The following is a 16,838-nucleotide window of genomic DNA, read 5'->3' as shown; positions in this document are numbered from 1 at the left end:
GAGGCGGTCTTAGCCAAGAACCGGGGAAGTGAGCAGTACCTTTTATGCTTTGCCCACAAAGGTTCGTTAACTTATGAAATCAAGGCCGAGGGGAAGGCAGCTCACAGCTCAACCCCGGAGTTGGGCATCAACGCCATCGACCCGCTTGTCCAAGCCTACAACGACCAGGAAAAGTACTTCAAGACCCTGACCGCGGCCGACCCCGTCTTAGGGAAGACCGTGCCGGTCTTCACCAAGATTACCGGTGGAAACCAGCTCAATTCGGTCCCAGCCGAGGCCTCCCTCTTTGGCAAAATCCGGACTATCCCGGCCGAAAACAACGATGACATCGCCGCCAAAATTGGCGATATCATTGCTGAAATCAACGAGGAGAGCCCTGCCCGCCTCAGCCTTAACATCTTAGGGAACAAGTTCCCGGTGGCCAGTGATCCAGACAGCAAGGTAGTCAGGTTATTGCAAAAGTATGGGGAGCAGGACCTCCAGCAAACAATTCCAACTGGGGGGATGAAGGGTGGCACAGATGCAGCGGAATACTTCCGCCGCAATCCAAAGCTGGCTGTCGCCATCTTTGGACCCGGCAACATGACTGCCCACCAAGTCGACGAATACCTCGACCTCGACAACTTCAAGGCCTTCTGTCAAATCTATGAGCAAACGGCCAAAGACTTTTTTGAAGAGTAGGAAGAGGTATATTTTTAAGAGTCTTTCATGCCGCATGAGCTTCAAAATAAGTTTCCGTGAATTATTAATAGTAAAACTGAAAAGCCATCCCGGTTCTTCGCAAGTGACAGGTGCGGAGGAGTTGGGATGGCTTTTTGTATGTCTAAAAAATTATAGATAAGTAGATTTTTCCAGTAGAATAAATGATCGATTTATTCGTTAGTAATTATTTTATAAATATAGATTTATATTCTGAATAGAATATATTTTAATTATTGAATGATAGAAGTTGATATAATTAAGATAACTAAAGTAATGATAAGTTTGAGAAGATGGAATTTGAGTTTACCAGTATATTTAAAAATCATAAAATTATGTACTGGAAATAGGATATGTTTGAACAGTAAATTAGGGATGTATCTCTATAATGATTTAAAACGTTCAATATAGTCGTTGTAACGTCCATTTAGCACTTGCGATTCCAATAGAAGTTGCCACACTAACAAAAATAGGAGACACCATGGCATTTAAAACACATGTAGCTAAAATTCCAACAAAAAATTCCTTGATACTAGCCGCAGGAATTAAGGACGGTATTGATGTAGGTGATGAGTTTGATATCATTCAACCGGGAATTGAAATTATTGATGAGAGCACAAATAAAACATTAGGTAATTTTAATCGTCAAAAATCACGAGTAGAAGTTGTTAGTGTTTTTGAAAGATTTTGTATTGTTAAACATATTGTTCGAAAATCATTGCTTCGACCTACATTGCCAATTAATGCATTTTCAATGAATACATTTATGAGTAGTCAAGCAGTAGAATTACCTGTAGATGAAAAAGAAATAAATTATATTGCTGTTGAAGGATTTGATGAAATTATTCATATAGGAGATGTAGCAATTAAGATATTTGATTAATATATATTGTTTTAAATGATTAAGCATGCTAACATTAAATCAGAGATCGGCCCCTGTATGTCAAAAGAGACTGGGGCTAGGGAAGAGGACCGCTGATTTATCAGCTGGTCCTTTTTTCTTTGGAGTAAATTATGAATAGTAATATAGACGGCCGCACCTTATTGTCACCAGTTTTTATTAATTATAATTTCACCTATATTCTAAATAATATATTATTTCCTCATCCAAAATCCACTTGGATGGAACAAATTGAAATTATACAAACCAAACATAATATTTCAATAGAGTCCTATGATACTGCTATACGTACATTGAAATCTTATTCATACTATACGTTAGTTAATGGTTATCAGATGGTCCTGGAAACGTATCCGAATAGTGAAATATTTATTGAAGGAATTACGATTGAACAATTAGGACGCATTCAGTCCATTGAATCTAACATTTCTGCACTGCTCCTCCATCAAATTATCGTTGTTGAAAAGTATTTTAAAACATTGTTTCAGTATCAAATAACATTGGCATTTGGTGAAAAACATAATGAGTATTTGAATCCAAGAAAATATAGTACAACGGCTAAAGAAGACAGATTAAATATAATCAAAAAATTAAAACTAACAGTGAACTCTGATAAGCGTGTATCTTCTTCACTAAAAAAATATAGAAAAGAGGGGAATGTTCCACCTTGGATTTTAGTGAATGACATTACTTTTGGAAGATTTAGAGAATGGTATGCTATAAGTCCCTTTGAAGTAAAAAAAGGATTAATGGAAGAATTAAACATTAATATGACTAAGTCATCGAAAGAAAACGAATTTTATCAAGAAATTGAATTTTTTTCTATATCTATGAAGTATTTACTTGATTTTAGGAATGGATTAGCACATGGGGATATAATTAACAAAATATATCCAAGAGTTGATAACAATATTAATCATTTAAATAAATTTTACGGTCCGAATGTTATAAGTGATAGTGAATACAATAATGGTTTAGGTCGGAAAGATATATATGGGCTACTTTTAATTTTAGGGATTTTTTTACCATCGCAAGAAATAGTAATTTTCCGTGAATTGCTTGAATCATATTTACAATTATTAGAAAAAGAATTCTTACCACTTTCTGATTCACGAACTAGAAGAATACTTGGGGGTTTGCCAAGTAATATTATGGATAAGTTGAACTTAATTTTTGGCAAACAAAATTATAAATTCTCTTCGAATGAATTCGAAGAGGATTTTGACGGTGCTCACTAAGAATGTAATTTCATTGACAATTGTTGCAAGAAAATCATATTATTCAAATTTTCGTTCGATGGTACCAGTAACGTTAAAATTTAAAAAATAAATAGCTCAGAGAATTTTTTATACATCGTTTGCCTAGCAATAACCTTTGTAAAAAAATCTCGGGGCTTTTTAATGTTATTCGAATTATTATATAATTTTCAAATTGAAAAATTATAGAAAGCATATTGAAAAGCTAATAGGCAATTTTTTTATAATACCCATTAATGACTCTATTCTTGTTAAAATATTAGCTAAGTAGATTAAAGAAAATATAACCACGTAATTGTACGAACTTGTCCGTCAAAAAGCCATCAACTGGAGAGAAGAATGTCTGAAGAACAATTTGAGAGAGCAGTACTAACAAAATTAAAATCAGAAGGTTGGGAATATCGCGAAGATTTATCAAATCATACTGATGACGTAATTGAAGATAATTGGCGGTCAATTTTAAATGACAATAACCGTGTTAAGTTAGCCGGGACTCCTTTATCTGACACCGAATTTGATAATTTAAAGCTCGAATTACTACATAATAAGACACCCTATGATGCGCAATTGATGCTGGCTGGAGCAGGTGGAATTGGAACACTGCCCTTGACCCGTGACGACGGGACTCAGTTGGAAATCGAAATTTTTTATGGCGATGAAATTGCCGGTGGCCATTCTCGCTATGAAGTGGTCAACCAAATTACTTTCCCGAACTTACCACGGACGTTGGGTAATAATCGACGTATCGATATCATGCTTCTGATTAATGGTTTGCCGGTGGCTCATATTGAAGAAAAGGACGAATCTCGTTCAAATCAATATAGTGCCTTTCAGCAATTCCAAAAATATGATTCTGATGGCATGTACACTGGTCTCTTTTCATTTGTGCAAGTAATGTTTATGCTGACACAAAATTCTTCCCACTATTTTGCCAGACCTAAAAATGCCACAGAATACAATAAAGAATTCATTTTTGGTTGGCGAGATGATGACGGAAAAGACGTTACGAATGCTATGACCTTTATTCACCAAGTCATGGGTATTCCAGCCTTGCATCGTTTGGTGACGGTGAATATGATTCCTGATGCTGATAATGATAACTTGATGGTGATGCGGTCATATCAAATTCAAGCAACTCGAGCAATTTTAGATCGTATGCGAGTGATGGAAAATAACCACTTAATCGAAAAAGAAGGTGGTTATGTTTGGCACACAACTGGAAGTGGAAAAACCGTTACTTCATTTAAAGTTGCCCAACTTTTGGCCTCATTACCACGAGTTCGGCATGTTTTGTTTATTGTTGACCGAGTCGACTTGGTGACACAGACTGCTGAAAACTTTAAGTCTTTTGCCTACAAAACATTTGAAAACCGTATTAAGGTTGTTAAAGGTCATGAACTAAAGAAAGCACTAAAGCAAAAATCTGATACAGCATCCAACATCTTTTTGATTACTGTTCAGGGATTAGCTAAGGCGGTTAAGGCCGGTCTAGTTTCCGACGAACGAATGGTTATTTTAATGGACGAAGCCCATCGGTCTGCGAGTGGTGACGCAGTTGAAAAAATTAAAAAAGCTTTCTCGAAGACAACATGGTTTGGCTTTACAGGAACTCCTAACTTCTATAGTAATGAAGACTTGGATGTTAAGACAACGCGAGACATTTCAACTCATGATGTCTTTGGTGACCGACTTCACCGGTATACGATTAAAGATGCTATTGGTGATCAAAACGTTTTGGGATTTGATGTTACTTATTACACGCCCGACGTCGAACAATCGGCTGATAAAAAGTTAAACGAAAAAGAACTTGAAAAGGCAGTCTATTCATCTTTGCCATTCCGAGAAGCAGTTGTCCAAGATATCATCGATAATTGGCGAAACAATCACTCCGGTCCAATCGAGATGGGAATTCGGCAGCCCAATATGTTCCACGGTATGTTTGCAGTATCTGGTAAGCAGGCGGTAGTAGCTTATTACAAGTTATTTAAAAGAATGGCACCAGACCTGCGAGTAGCTATGAGCTATTCACGTGATGAAGATAATGGTGAAGGAACTTCTGACTTACAAGAAGACTTGAAAGCAGCCATTACTGATTATGTTAACTTATTTGATACACATAACTTTTTCGACGATAAAGATACAGAACGTGCTTATTTAAATGATATAACGAAGCGAATCGCTCACAAAAAGCCGTATAACAAGAAATTAACACCCGAACAAGAACTTGAAAACCCACAACGCTTAGATTTAATTATTGTTTCTGATCAATTGTTAACCGGCTTTGACTCAAAGTATGTTAACACCATTTACATGGATAAAATCCTAAAAGAAGGTCTTTTAATTCAAGCAATGTCGCGAACCAATCGTACGATTGACCGAGTCGCCAAGCCTCATGGTAAGGTTCGTTTCTTCCGTAAGGGTGAGCAGATGGAAGAAAACGTTCGTAATGCCTTAGTGATTTACACTAAGGGTGGAAATGACACTTTAGAAGATATTAAAAATAAACCAGATACAGATGAAACAGACGAATTAGAAAATGATGACATTTTAGCTCAAAAAAAATCGACACAGATTCAAGAATTAATTCCTGAAATAAATCATTTGAAAAATCTTGCAGGTGAAGATTTTAGTGAAATACCGAAATCAGAAAAAGAACAAGTGGAGTTCGTAAGCCTTGCAGCAAAGGTTAACCGATCAGTACAACAACTTATTCAAAGAGGATATAATTTCGGAGAAGAATTACCTATTATAGACAAAAGCGGAAATGAAACAGGTGAAAAAGTTCGACTTAATTTGATGGATAAAGATGAGTTTAGTGCACTTCAGGCTCGTATGAATGATATTAACGACTTTCTTCCACGTGAAGAACAAATAGATTTAACTGAAATTAAAATTGCCATTGATAAATATGGTCATGAAATTATTGACTACGACAAGCTAGTCGAACTTCTGAATGCGTATATGAAAGAAATTTCTGAAGCAGGTCGTAAAGAAATTGAAAATCATATTAATAAAATGGATGCCGGTAATAAGTCCGAAATTGAAGAAATTTTGGCCAAAATTGAAAGTGGTGAATATACTAAACCATTTGATACGGAGTCATTGAATAAGGCCCGTGATGAGATTCGTTCTGGCCAACAAGAATTGAAGTTAAGAAGATGGGCAGCTGATAACGATGTTAACAGTAATGCAATCGTAGCTGCTTTCGAACTTTTTTTACCCAATGTCAGTGCAGTTGATAATCCTAAGTTCAAACAAGAAATGAATAAAATTGAAGATAGTAACAAGATGACATTATTAAAGCGACGTAGTTTTGAAAATAAATTACAGGAATTCTTTAAGACTTTATAAGCAGCACAAAAATAATAATTAAGATAATGGAAAAATAAAATGGCATTAACAGCAGACAAAGAAGCATTAATTTGGAAGACACTGAACGAAACACGTGGAAAGATTGAACCATCTGAATATAAAAACTATATTTTCGGAATCATGTTTTACAAGTATCTTTCCGAAAAGGCCCAAAATTGGTTGAATGGAATTTTGGGGGATGAAACCTGGGAAAGTGTTTGGCAAGAAGATGCCGCGGGTGCAGCAGAATACATGCAGGAGAACCTTGGTTATGTTATTCAACCAGGGGATATGTTTTCTGACTGGAAACAAGCAATCAGTGCCGATAAGTTCAACATTATGATGGTCTCAGACGCATTAGTTCGTTTTGACCAGGGTGTTAGTGCTGATGCAAAACCTGATTTTGCTGGAATCTTTTCAGATATTGATTTAGGTTCTACTCGATTGGGTGCTAACACGCAAACACGTACAGCAACAATGATGGATTGGATCAACTTGATGGACGAAATCGAGTTAGATGCCGACGCTGATGTGTTGGGAGACCTTTACGAATATTTGATTGGGATGTTTGCTACAAATTCCGGAGCCAAGGCTGGAGAATTTTATACACCGCACCAAGTTTCAGATATCATGGCTCGGATTTTAACTGCTGGTCGAGAAGAAAAAGAGTCATATACTTTGTACGATCCAGCGATGGGATCAGGTTCACTTTTGCTTACAACAGCTTCTCACATGAAAAATGATGGTGTTCGTGGAGCGATTAAGTATTACGGCCAAGAATTGATTACTACGACTTTCAACTTGGCTCGAATGAATTTGATGATGCACGGCGTAGCCTTTAACGACATTAATTTGCGCAACAGTGACACCTTGGCTAGTGATTGGCCAGATGGTGCTGTCGATGGAATCGATAACCCACGAATGTTTGATGCCGTAATGGCTAACCCACCATATTCACAAAAATGGGATGCTGAAAATCGGACAGATGATCCGCGTTTTAAGTATGGTGTAGCGCCAAAGGGGAAGGCTGATTTTGCCTTCTTACTACACTGTTTGTATCACTTGAAGTCTGATGGCCGGATGGCGATTGTGTTGCCTCACGGAGTTTTGTTCCGTGGTGCTGCAGAAGGCCGTATTCGTCAGGCATTATTAGAAAATCAAAACATTAGTGCTGTCATTGGATTACCATCAAACATTTTTACTAATACAAGTATTCCAACTATCATCATGGTATTGGAAAAGAACCGAACTAATGACGATGTGCTGTTTATTGACGCTTCAAAGGGCTTTGAAAAGCAGAAAAACAGTAACCAACTCCGCCAAGAAGACATTGATTTAATTGTTAAAACATTTTTGGATCGACAAGATGTTGAAAAGTATGCTCATGTTGCTTCAATGGATGAAATTCGTGAAAACGACTTCAACTTAAATATCCCACGTTACGTTGATACTTTTGAGGAAGAAGAACCGGTTGATCTCGTTAAAGTTAGCCAAGATATCGAAGAAGTTCAAGCTGATATTGAAAAAGAAGAAGCTGAATTGCTAGCTTTGATTAATGAATTAGCCATTACTGATGAAAGCAAAGACATCATTGAGACAACTAAGAAATTATTGCAAGGGGCCTCTCATGAATAAGATGGTTCCTAATATTCGTTTTGCTGGATTTGATGATGCTTGGGAACAGCGTAAGTTGGAAGAACTTATCAAAGTTAATTCAGGACGTGACTACAAGCACTTAAATATTGGTGATATTCCTGTTTTCGGTACTGGTGGATATATGACCAGTGTTGATGAAGCTCTTTCTTATGATGAAGATGCAATAGGTATCGGAAGAAAGGGAACAATCAATAAGCCATATATATTAAAAGCACCATTTTGGACAGTGGATACGCTATTTTATGTTGTTCCACGTCTCAATAATGACTTGAATTTTTTGTATGATGTTTTTCAGTCAATTAATTGGAAAAAATTAGATGAATCTACAGGAGTACCTAGTTTATCTAAACTAACGATAAATAGTGTTTTATCTGTGGTACCTGAATATACAGAACAGAAGAAAATCGGAACATTATTTAAACGTTTAGATAATCTCATCACCCTTCATCAGCGTAAGCTAAATTTACTAATTCAACAGAAAAAAGGAATGTTACAAAAAATGTTCCCTCAAAATGGTGAACAAGTGGCTGATGTACGTTTTAATAATTTTAATGACGCTTGGGAACAGCGTAAGTTGGGAGAAGTACTAGTACAACGAACGTCCAAAATTGCTGAGAATGATGAATATAGACTGATGTCTTTTGTTAAAGATGTTGGTGTTGTTCCAAAAAATGAACGATATGATCGCAGCTTTTTGGTTAAAGATGAGAAAAAGAAGTACAAAATCACAGAGCTAGGGGACTTTATTTATAGTTCTAATAATCTGGAATCAGGTTCTATTGGTATTAATAAAACAGGAAAGGCTTTGATTTCGCCTGTCTATAGTGTCTTTTCTTCTAAATTTGGAAATTCGTCTGTTTTTATTGGTTTAGAATCTAAGCGTAAAGAATTTTTAAATCAAATGATTCGTTATAGACAAGGAGTAACCTACGGGCAGTGGAGAATACATGAGTATGATTTTTTAAATTTGCGGCTCACTATTCCAAATGATGAAGAACAAAGAAAAATAATTATACTTTTTGAACGATTAGATAATCTCATCACCCTTCATCAGCGTAAGTTGAATTTGTTAGAAATTCAGAAAAAAGGATTTTTACAAAATATGTTCGTGTAAAAATTGCTGATGTGATATTTAAAAAATTAAATTATTTATATTTTTAGCAATACCGTGTTAATTTATATTTACATATTTTGCAGAAAAGTGGTTAAGACAGATTAGATATTATATCTAATCTGTCTTTTTGTTTATAAAAACATCCAAAAATTAATAAAATTATATTTATAGATATAATTTTATTCTTGGGAACAGCGTAAGTTGGGGGAGGTTGGTGAAACATTTACAAGTTTGAGTGGAAAAAGTAAGGAAGACTTTGGACATGGAGATGCCAAGTTTATTCCTTATATTAATGTTTACAGTAATCCCATTACTGATATAAACAAACTGGACAATATAGAAATTGATCCAAAACAAAATGAAGTTAAGTACGGAGATGTTTTCTTTACAACCTCATCAGAAACCCCATCTGAAGTTGGAATGTCATCGGTTTGGCTTGGTAATAGTGCAAATATATATTTAAATAGTTTTTGTTTTGGATATCGGCCAACGGAGAAATTTGATTTATATTATTTGGCATTTATGTTTCGTTCACCTATTGTGAGAGGTAAATTTATTTTATTAGCACAAGGTATATCTCGTTATAATATCTCAAAGAAAAAAGCAATGGAAATTGAAGTACCTATTCCAATAATTGAAGAACAAAGAAAAGTTGGGGCATTATTGAGACACTTAGATAATCTCATCACCCTTCATCAGCGTGGGTTAAAATATTTTAAAAAAGGAGGATTTCTTATGTTAAATAATTTAGAATCAGATGAATTGTTCCATGTTTACTACAAACGGTGGATTAATCTATACAAAGAGGGTGCTATTCGTTCAGTGACTATGTCAAAATATTGGATGACTCATAAATGGTTGATTAAAATCGCGCCCAAGTTAACACTTGGTGCTTTGAATAGATTAACTTATCAACAGTTATTGAATGAGTATGCAATTGATCATGAACGGCAAACGACAATGGATTTTCATCATCAGTTGAAAGGAGCAATTTTAGATGCAGTTGATGAGGGGTTAGTAGAACGTGATCCGACACGAAAAGCAATTATCAAAGGAAAAACACCTCGAGTAAAAAAGCCAAAATATCTAAATCAATTTGAACTGCATACTTTGATTACACAATTAGATTTATCTGAGGACATTAATTGGGATTGGTTCATACTTCTAGTTGCTAAAACGGGTATGCGTTTTTCCGAAGCATTAGCATTGACTCCAGATGATTTTGATTTTTCTCATCAAATGTTATCCGTCAACAAAACTTGGGACTATAAGGGTAAAGGTGGATTTTTGCCGACGAAAAATAAGTCTTCAGTAAGAAAAATTCAGATGGACTGGCAGACAGTTATTCAGTTTTCAGAATTGGTGAAAGGAGTTCCTGAAGAACAACCCATCTTCGTTAATATCAATCAGAAAATATATAATTCAACAGTCAATGCAAGATTAGCAAAACTGTGTGCTAAGTCAGAAATTCCCACTATTTCGATTCATGGATTACGTCATACTCATGCCTCGCTATTATTATTTGCAGGGGTATCAATTGCTAGTGTGGCTCGAAGATTAGGACATGCTAGTATGACAACAACACAAAAAACTTATTTGCATATTATCCAAGAATTAGAAAATCAGGATGTGGATTTAGTGATGCGGTCACTTTCGGGGTTAAGTTAGAACAAATATTGATGTATTTATTACGCTGATGAAGGGTGATGAGATTATCTAATCCTCTGAAAAGGTTCCCGATTTTTTCTTGTTCATCTTTTTTGGGAAATAATATCTCTAGATTTTTGACAATAGATCCTGATAAATTTCCTTGGCCACCTTGTAAATATTTATCAATAATTTTATCTTTATTGCTTTTTAACCATTGATGCAAAAAGAGTGAACTATAATTTCCCTTTACTCGGATTGATAGAATAGCTTGATTAATGGCACCATTAATCCTTGATATGCCAACTTCACCACTAGTTGCACCGTACATGGCATATAAAATATCACCAAATTTAACAAGCTTTGCTGAAGAATTGTCTAACCCAGATTGTGTAATAAAAAGCTGAGTGCTATCACTATTAATTTCAGCAGATCTAATAAAGGGAATATTCCCACCATAGTATTCCTTTTTACTGGCCGAAGGGGTTCCGCCCGAAAAGGAAGAACTAACTTCACCCAACTTACGCTGTTCCCAAGCAATACAATAATTTCAGTGCATTATTTAGAATAACCAGGTATCATAGTTATATCAAAAGAGAAGATATAGCTAGGTGAGGGGATTTATGAAAAGTAATGCGGGTGTAGTTTCGTACGATACTGTAACCAGTATTGAACGTGAAAATATTGTGATGATGGCTTTATTGCGTGTACTGCAAGAAGAGGGAGGTAAGGTAGAAAAAAAGGCTGCTCGAAACTTGTTACCACAAGGAGATGAACTAATTACGCCAGATGTTTTATGGCGGGAGAGAATCTCTAAAAAAACAGGGGATAGCTATCGCCCTTTTGACTTCACAATTAATTACACAGCTCAAAGGTTACGACTTTTTGATTGCTTGGAAAGTAGCCGTGGAAAGTTCTTTGTTCTAACTGAAAAAGGATTATCTTTGGATTTAAATGCCATTACTGCAGATGAAATTCGGGCTGCTACTGAAGGTGCAATTAAAGAAATTTCAATTGCCAATAAAAAGAAAAAACAGGCTCAAGTAGTAGTTGAATCAACTCCAGATGTCAAACCAGTTATTGAAGAAGATGAATCTGAATCGTCAGATTTTGATGAAACAACTGAAAGTTGGAGGGAACAGCTTAAATTTCAGCTTCGGCAAATGGCCCCATCTAAATTCGAAATTTTCTGTCGAGAATTGGTTAGGAAAATGGGGGCTAAAATTGATGATGAAATCGGTCTGCAACTTTCTCAAGATCATGGAATCGACGGGTATGCCTATATGGTTAATGATCAATTCCGAACAACTCGTGTAGCCATTCAAGCCAAGCGTTATAACAATCAAGTTGGTGATAAGTATATCCGTGATTTTCGTGGCTCAATTCAAAACGGAACCGATTATGGGATTTTGATCACCACAGATTATTTCTCTTCAGCTGCTGTTAAAGAAGCCAAAGACCCAGCCAAGTCTACGCCAATTACGTTATTAGATATTGATGATGTTGTTGATTTGGTCGAGAAATACCAACTCTTTGTTAAAAAGGTTGAAACCTATGCCTTAGGTGATTTCTACTACGAATAACCCACCCTCAGCCCAAATTCCATTCCTTGGAGTTTGGGCTTTTATATTTTTTGGCGGGAAATGTTTGCTTTAAGGTTAAGTATGCCAAAACTATTGACGGACTGGGGTTTATCATTTATTTTAGAGGCAAACATGATAGACCGACGTTAATGACACTAGTAATTTTGAGATGGAAAATCAATATGAAAATTATCTACCATGACAAGAAAACTCAGAAGCTTTCTACTGATATCAGTTATGCTAAAAAGGTATTGCCTGCTCCTGTTGCCCAAAAGTTGGTTCAGCTGATTAATTTTATTGAAGCGGCTGAATCACTGCAGGATATTAAAGCCCGGCCCGCCTTACGGTTTCATAAATTGAAAGCGCGGGCTGGCCAGTTCGCAATTACTATTAATGGCCAGAAATCATCCTATCGATTAATTTTGGAGTTTAATGACCGCGATTTTAATCGGATTTTTAAGCAGGCAAGTTCAATCACGGTTATTCAAATAGTGGAGGTCAGTAAACACTATGGGGAGAAGAAATGAATATCAAAATTTAATTGCCTTTCATCCGGGAATTTACGTTGAAGAATTGATCGAAGAAACCAATCTTTCCCAGGCAGAATTAGCCCAGCGGTTAGGAATCACCGAGCAAACGATCAGTCGATTGATTGATGGAGATGAACCAATTAATCAAGACTTGGCGCGGAGACTAGCTGACTTCTCTGGAATCTCCTTGCAGACTTGGCTCAACCTTCAAGCAAAGTATGATGATAAGGTGGCTGAGATTGAAGCCAAACAGAAGAAAGATAATTTTTAAACAGATTAGTAAATTGACTGCCATATTAGTGCCAATCAATTGATGGTCAGCGTTGATTTATTAGACTTTTATCCTCCAAGAGTACCCATATCCTAAATGGATTAGGGTACTTTTTAGTTGGAAAAGTTTTATAAATGTTGATTATGCCAAGAAAATACGAAATTTGGCCGTTTTTGGCGAATTTCCATGCAAAGATTTTGAATATGGGTTCTAATAGACTTGAAGAAACGTGAGTGGACAAAATAAATTTTTAAAAACATTTTGGATTTATTGCCAGGTAGTCCGTCAAATTTATCGAGAGTATATCTATACTCTTAGCTAACTTAAGAAAAGGAGGCATACTGATGCATTTGTCCACATTCTCAACATGGCTTGCTAAGGAACTATTTAGCAAAATAGGGATTGGTCCTACGAAACCAAGATTACCTAGTCGCAATCGCACAATTTCTCAAACAACACGTCAAAAGCAGATTGGAGGTTCATATGTACGCCAAGCACAATGCGGTAGTATCACAACCTATCAAGGACCAGCGTCAAAGTAGTGGCGAGCATAGTCATAACTATCAAGTTGGTAATATTAATTACGATTTTATCCTGATTGATGACAAGCAGGTGAAAAAGATTGTTGATAGTGCCATGGAAGATATCCACATAACGATTGAAAAACTATTATTTGAACACTTGGGTCCTGAGAGTCAGGAATACCGCGAGGGGATGGACAAATGTTCCCGGCAATGGGATAAGACTGAACGGATTTCTAATGCCGACCTCGATGTTCACCGGCTTTGTCCAATTAAATGTATACACATCAATATCGAACTAAAATTACAAACAGTCAATCATCGTAAGAGTATTGGCCGTCGCAGTGCTCATTATTAATTTGTGATTGACCATTAATCATTGATTTTTCTAACTGCTAATAATACATTTGGCGGGCAAAGCCGGGAAGGTTCCAACTAACCATGTTGGGGCTTTTTCTTTTGTTTAATTTATGTGTAAAGTGTTACAATGTATGTATGATTTTAATTGTCTTTACTAAGGATGGCTTTGCCGTTCCCCGGAGAGAGACGGGGACGATTGGCTTAAGGACAGGGATTCTACCAGCATGAGGAGAAGATGCCGGTGGTCGTTCATGAGCTTTGTACTTTGGTGATTGCTGAACACTAAGCACAAATAAGAGTCACCATACTAAGTAACCCGAATATATTCTAAACAAATCAGGAATGACATTGGATTTTTGGAACAAAGACCGGGGGAATTGTCTTCCTTCTGGGATTTTAAAACTTTATATTGTTTAGAATAAGTCAGAATGTTATAATATTCGAGGTTAAATATAGGGGAGAGGGGGTAGACTAATGGTCCGCGCATATAAACAGTACTGGAAGAATTATTTTCAATTTCGTGGTCAAACATCACGGACCGACTATTGGTGGGTCATGCTCATTAATTCGGCCATTACAGTCGCTTCCTTTTACCTCTTTTCCTTCTTATTGAATGTGGTCATTGATACTGTGGCCGCAACGAGTCCCGATTCCAAGGCCTACATCGTCTTGACGATTATCTTGGCGGCTTTTACGTTTGTCTTCCTAGTCTATCGCCTGATAACGGTCATTCCTGATATTGCCATTTCATACCGGCGCTACATCGACACCGGCTTGCCATCCTGGGTTTTCGTCATTGAGCCCCTGATTTTCATCGTCGGATGCATGATTTTTTATGCCCACCTGCGAATCTATGACACGGATGCGCCTATGCCAATCTGGTTGGTCCCGGTTTTCTTACTCTTGGTCCTCGCTGACTTTTTGATTAAGATTATGCCGACCGATACCTTTGATCGTAAATAATACACTCAAATTAACTACCCCGCTAACACTCAGGTTCCTGCATTCAGGACTGGAAATGTCGGTCCGGGTAGTTTTTAATTTGACTAAAAAAGCAAGTGCCTGGGCACTTGCTAAGATTTAAAATTAAGCTTGATCAAAAACGACTTGGCCGTCTTCGAATGCGGCGATTTTCGCCAGGGATTCGATTCGGGTTAGACCAGCCTGGTTAGCGTTGTCGCGGCCAGGTTGGAAGGACTTCTCAATCACGATTCCGGCCCCAACGATTGTGGCACCGGCTTGGTCGACAATGTCTTTCATGCCGAGGAGGGCCTGACCATTAGCTAGGAAGTCATCGATTAGGAGGACCTGGTCTGTGGCGGCCAAAAACCGCTTATCGATGCGAATCTGGTTGGTCGTTTGCTTGGTGTATGAATAGACGTCGGCGGCAAAGGCTTCGTCCGAGAGGATGCGGGACTTCGACTTGCGGGCGAAAACCACGGGAACGTTGAGGGCCAGACCGGCCATAACGGCTGGGGCGATCCCGGAGGCTTCGACGGTGACAACCTTGGTGATGGTTTGGTCAGCAAAGAGGTCTGCGAATTCTTGGCCCATCCGTTGCATCAAGGCAGGGTCGATTTGGTGGTTTAAAAATGAATCAACTTTTAAGATATCGGCACCGAGGACGCGGCCGTCGGCTTGAATACGTTCTTCTAATTCCTTCATGGGAACTCCTTTGGTGGTAAGCACCAGTAAACAGTTGGTACTTGTATTTTATCAATCAAAATTGGCATGAACAAGGTCATCTGTTGGCAATCTGAAAGAGATATGTTACGCTAACTTCTAATGAAACGAGGACTTTAAAAAATGCGTGACGAACACTCAGAAACTATTCAGCGTTTGCAGCTGACTCGCACTTTCATTTTAAATTTAGCCGCCTTTATTGGCTTCTTTGCCTTTGAATATATTACGATGGTCTTTATCCAGGGGTCAATCCTCTTTACTGGCCGGCAACGGTATGAAATGTTGGGCATCGGCCTGATTTTGGCTTATTGCTTTGTCCGTTATGGCCTCCAAGCCATTTCCGGTAAGAAGTTCCGCCGCCGAGTTGGGGTGAAATTTACTTGGCGAAAGATAGTCGGGTCCGTTGAAAAAGTCAATTGGCCGGTTGCTAGCCAATTTAAGACCATTATTGGTGCTTATATCATTGGCTGGTCGGGGATGGTCATCTGGAACCAGATTGATATCATTTTCTTTTACAAATTAAACAAGGGCACGACGGAGAACCAAAACGCGATTGATTCCTTGCTTCACACGGGTGGGACTTATTCATTAGTGATGTTCTCTCTGCTGATTGTCTTCCTGGGACCGGTCATGGAAGAAATCTTGTTCCGCGGTTTGTTCTTCCGCTACTTTAAGAGCGAGAAGTTCCCCTGGTTAGTGGTGGTTTTGTCAGGCTTGATTTTTGGAATCTATCACCTCTCATCGTATACTTGGATTTCCTTGTTGGATTTGCCCCCATATGCGATTATTGGTTTTGCCTTGGCTTATGTCCGCTATAAGACCGACAAGTTATCATCATCGATTATCATGCACATCTTCCACAACGGCTGGATTCAGGTGCTGTCATTGTTAATGATGATTCACTAAATATTTATATTTATATGAAGAAAGCGTTGCTGAATGATCAGCAACGCTTTTTTGTGTGCCGTGAGTTGTGGTGCTGAATTGGCGCCGTAAGTGAAGGGGACTGCGGTAGCTGATGGTCACAACAGAAATTTTAGCCCTCGGCACTATCCGTCTTCGGCCAACCATTCAAGACCAGGTTTAGGATTACCCCGACAACTGTTGTCATGACAACACCGTTGGTGAAAATCAACTGAACTTGTTCGGGGAAGTGGGCAAAGAGAGATGGAACAGAGCTGATACCCAGTCCGGCTCCGATAGAAAGACCGGCAGTCAGGAGGTTACCTTCCTTGTTAAGGTCAATCTTGCCCAAGATTTGCAAAC

15 protein-coding genes and 2 pseudogenes are annotated in these 16,838 nt (G+C 37.7%); 14 read left to right on the top strand and 3 right to left on the bottom strand.

Annotated features, from left to right (window positions below; translation table 11 throughout):
• The 8 genes and pseudogenes from AOQ29_RS07995 to AOQ29_RS07985 all read left to right on the top strand — a co-directional run.
• Positions 1-681 (top strand): M20/M25/M40 family metallo-hydrolase (locus AOQ29_RS07995; RefSeq protein ID WP_242977394.1); only part of this gene is annotated, 681 nt, incomplete at its 5' end.
• Between the two features lie 499 nt (positions 682-1,180).
• Positions 1,181-1,582, top strand: coding sequence for a hypothetical protein (locus AOQ29_RS04160; protein ID WP_061993271.1), 402 nt, complete (start codon positions 1,181-1,183; stop codon positions 1,580-1,582).
• A 131-nt stretch (positions 1,583-1,713) separates the two neighbouring features.
• Positions 1,714-2,838 (top strand): Abi family protein, encoded by a 1,125-nt coding sequence (locus AOQ29_RS04155; RefSeq protein ID WP_061993270.1) that lies wholly within the window; start codon positions 1,714-1,716, stop codon positions 2,836-2,838.
• Between the two features lie 357 nt (positions 2,839-3,195).
• A complete protein-coding gene (locus tag AOQ29_RS04150; RefSeq protein ID WP_061993269.1) occupies positions 3,196-6,207 on the top strand; it encodes a type I restriction endonuclease subunit R in 3,012 nt (1,003 codons plus the stop codon).
• A gap of 39 nt (positions 6,208-6,246) precedes the next feature.
• On the top strand, positions 6,247-7,842 hold the full coding sequence (locus AOQ29_RS04145; protein ID WP_061993268.1) for a type I restriction-modification system subunit M: 1,596 nt from the start codon (positions 6,247-6,249) through the stop codon (positions 7,840-7,842).
• Complete coding sequence (locus AOQ29_RS04140) at positions 7,835-8,977, top strand: restriction endonuclease subunit S (RefSeq protein WP_061993267.1); 1,143 nt, start codon at positions 7,835-7,837, stop codon at positions 8,975-8,977. Before AOQ29_RS04145 ends, AOQ29_RS04140 begins: the two co-directional genes overlap by 8 nt.
• Before the next feature lie 198 nt (positions 8,978-9,175).
• A pseudogene (locus AOQ29_RS07990) lies at positions 9,176-9,667 on the top strand (restriction endonuclease subunit S); the annotation flags it as partial.
• A gap of 45 nt (positions 9,668-9,712) precedes the next feature.
• Positions 9,713-10,645 carry a site-specific integrase gene (locus AOQ29_RS07985; protein WP_061993273.1) on the top strand — a complete coding sequence of 311 codons (933 nt, stop codon included), beginning with the start codon at positions 9,713-9,715 and terminating at the stop codon, positions 10,643-10,645.
• Here the strand turns inward: AOQ29_RS07985 and AOQ29_RS04130 are convergent.
• Positions 10,581-11,165: a restriction endonuclease subunit S gene (locus AOQ29_RS04130; protein ID WP_083989277.1), complete on the bottom strand. Its 585-nt coding sequence runs from the start codon at positions 11,163-11,165 to the stop codon at positions 10,581-10,583. The genes AOQ29_RS07985 and AOQ29_RS04130 overlap by 65 nt on opposite strands.
• 82 nt (positions 11,166-11,247) lie before the next feature.
• Here AOQ29_RS04130 and AOQ29_RS04125 point away from each other — a divergent pair, with 82 nt between their 5' ends.
• The 5 genes from AOQ29_RS04125 (at position 11,248) to AOQ29_RS04105 (ending at position 14,852) form a co-directional block, all read left to right on the top strand.
• Positions 11,248-12,207, top strand: coding sequence for a restriction endonuclease (locus AOQ29_RS04125; protein WP_061993265.1), 960 nt, complete (start codon positions 11,248-11,250; stop codon positions 12,205-12,207).
• Positions 12,208-12,389: 182 nt separating this feature from the next.
• Positions 12,390-12,734, top strand: a complete 345-nt coding sequence (locus tag AOQ29_RS04120; protein ID WP_083989275.1) for a type II toxin-antitoxin system RelE/ParE family toxin — start codon at positions 12,390-12,392, stop codon at positions 12,732-12,734.
• Positions 12,718-13,008 (top strand): HigA family addiction module antitoxin, encoded by a 291-nt coding sequence (locus tag AOQ29_RS04115; RefSeq protein WP_061993264.1) that lies wholly within the window; start codon positions 12,718-12,720, stop codon positions 13,006-13,008. The genes AOQ29_RS04120 and AOQ29_RS04115 overlap by 17 nt, the downstream gene beginning before the upstream one ends.
• 483 nt (positions 13,009-13,491) lie before the next feature.
• Positions 13,492-13,887, top strand: a complete 396-nt coding sequence (locus AOQ29_RS04110) for a hypothetical protein (RefSeq protein WP_061993263.1) — start codon at positions 13,492-13,494, stop codon at positions 13,885-13,887.
• Between the two features lie 476 nt (positions 13,888-14,363).
• Positions 14,364-14,852 carry a DUF805 domain-containing protein gene (locus AOQ29_RS04105; protein WP_061993262.1) on the top strand — a complete coding sequence of 163 codons (489 nt, stop codon included), beginning with the start codon at positions 14,364-14,366 and terminating at the stop codon, positions 14,850-14,852.
• 123 nt (positions 14,853-14,975) lie between these two features.
• On the opposite strand, the gene AOQ29_RS04100 is transcribed toward AOQ29_RS04105, so the two are convergent.
• On the bottom strand, positions 14,976-15,554 hold the full coding sequence (locus tag AOQ29_RS04100) for a xanthine phosphoribosyltransferase (RefSeq protein ID WP_061993261.1): 579 nt from the start codon (positions 15,552-15,554) through the stop codon (positions 14,976-14,978).
• A gap of 141 nt (positions 15,555-15,695) precedes the next feature.
• On the opposite strand from AOQ29_RS04100, the gene AOQ29_RS04095 reads away from it, so the two are divergent.
• Positions 15,696-16,478 carry a CPBP family intramembrane glutamic endopeptidase gene (locus tag AOQ29_RS04095; RefSeq protein WP_061993260.1) on the top strand — a complete coding sequence of 261 codons (783 nt, stop codon included), beginning with the start codon at positions 15,696-15,698 and terminating at the stop codon, positions 16,476-16,478.
• Positions 16,479-16,608: 130 nt separating this feature from the next.
• Here AOQ29_RS04095 and AOQ29_RS07980 read toward each other — a convergent pair.
• Positions 16,609-16,838 (bottom strand): annotated as a pseudogene (locus AOQ29_RS07980) (purine permease); the annotation flags it as partial.

It is taken from the genome of Fructobacillus ficulneus, from assembly GCF_001047075.2.
Taxonomy (GTDB): domain Bacteria; phylum Bacillota; class Bacilli; order Lactobacillales; family Lactobacillaceae; genus Fructobacillus; species Fructobacillus ficulneus.
The sequence above is the reverse complement of the archived record's forward strand: the minus strand, read 5'-3'. Positions and strand labels throughout refer to the sequence as shown.

Coding starts and splice junctions, on each gene's coding strand:
- AOQ29_RS04160 (WP_061993271.1), top strand. CDS start 1,181: ATGGCATTTAAAACACATGTAGCTAAAATTCCAACAAAAAATTCCTTG.
- AOQ29_RS04155 (WP_061993270.1), top strand. CDS start 1,714: ATGAATAGTAATATAGACGGCCGCACCTTATTGTCACCAGTTTTTATT.
- AOQ29_RS04150 (WP_061993269.1), top strand. CDS start 3,196: ATGTCTGAAGAACAATTTGAGAGAGCAGTACTAACAAAATTAAAATCA.
- AOQ29_RS04145 (WP_061993268.1), top strand. CDS start 6,247: ATGGCATTAACAGCAGACAAAGAAGCATTAATTTGGAAGACACTGAAC.
- AOQ29_RS04140 (WP_061993267.1), top strand. CDS start 7,835: ATGAATAAGATGGTTCCTAATATTCGTTTTGCTGGATTTGATGATGCT.
- AOQ29_RS07985 (WP_061993273.1), top strand. CDS start 9,713: ATGTTAAATAATTTAGAATCAGATGAATTGTTCCATGTTTACTACAAA.
- AOQ29_RS04125 (WP_061993265.1), top strand. CDS start 11,248: ATGAAAAGTAATGCGGGTGTAGTTTCGTACGATACTGTAACCAGTATT.
- AOQ29_RS04120 (WP_083989275.1), top strand. CDS start 12,390: ATGAAAATTATCTACCATGACAAGAAAACTCAGAAGCTTTCTACTGAT.
- AOQ29_RS04115 (WP_061993264.1), top strand. CDS start 12,718: ATGGGGAGAAGAAATGAATATCAAAATTTAATTGCCTTTCATCCGGGA.
- AOQ29_RS04110 (WP_061993263.1), top strand. CDS start 13,492: ATGTACGCCAAGCACAATGCGGTAGTATCACAACCTATCAAGGACCAG.
- AOQ29_RS04105 (WP_061993262.1), top strand. CDS start 14,364: ATGGTCCGCGCATATAAACAGTACTGGAAGAATTATTTTCAATTTCGT.
- AOQ29_RS04100 (WP_061993261.1), bottom strand. CDS start 15,554: ATGAAGGAATTAGAAGAACGTATTCAAGCCGACGGCCGCGTCCTCGGT.
- AOQ29_RS04095 (WP_061993260.1), top strand. CDS start 15,696: ATGCGTGACGAACACTCAGAAACTATTCAGCGTTTGCAGCTGACTCGC.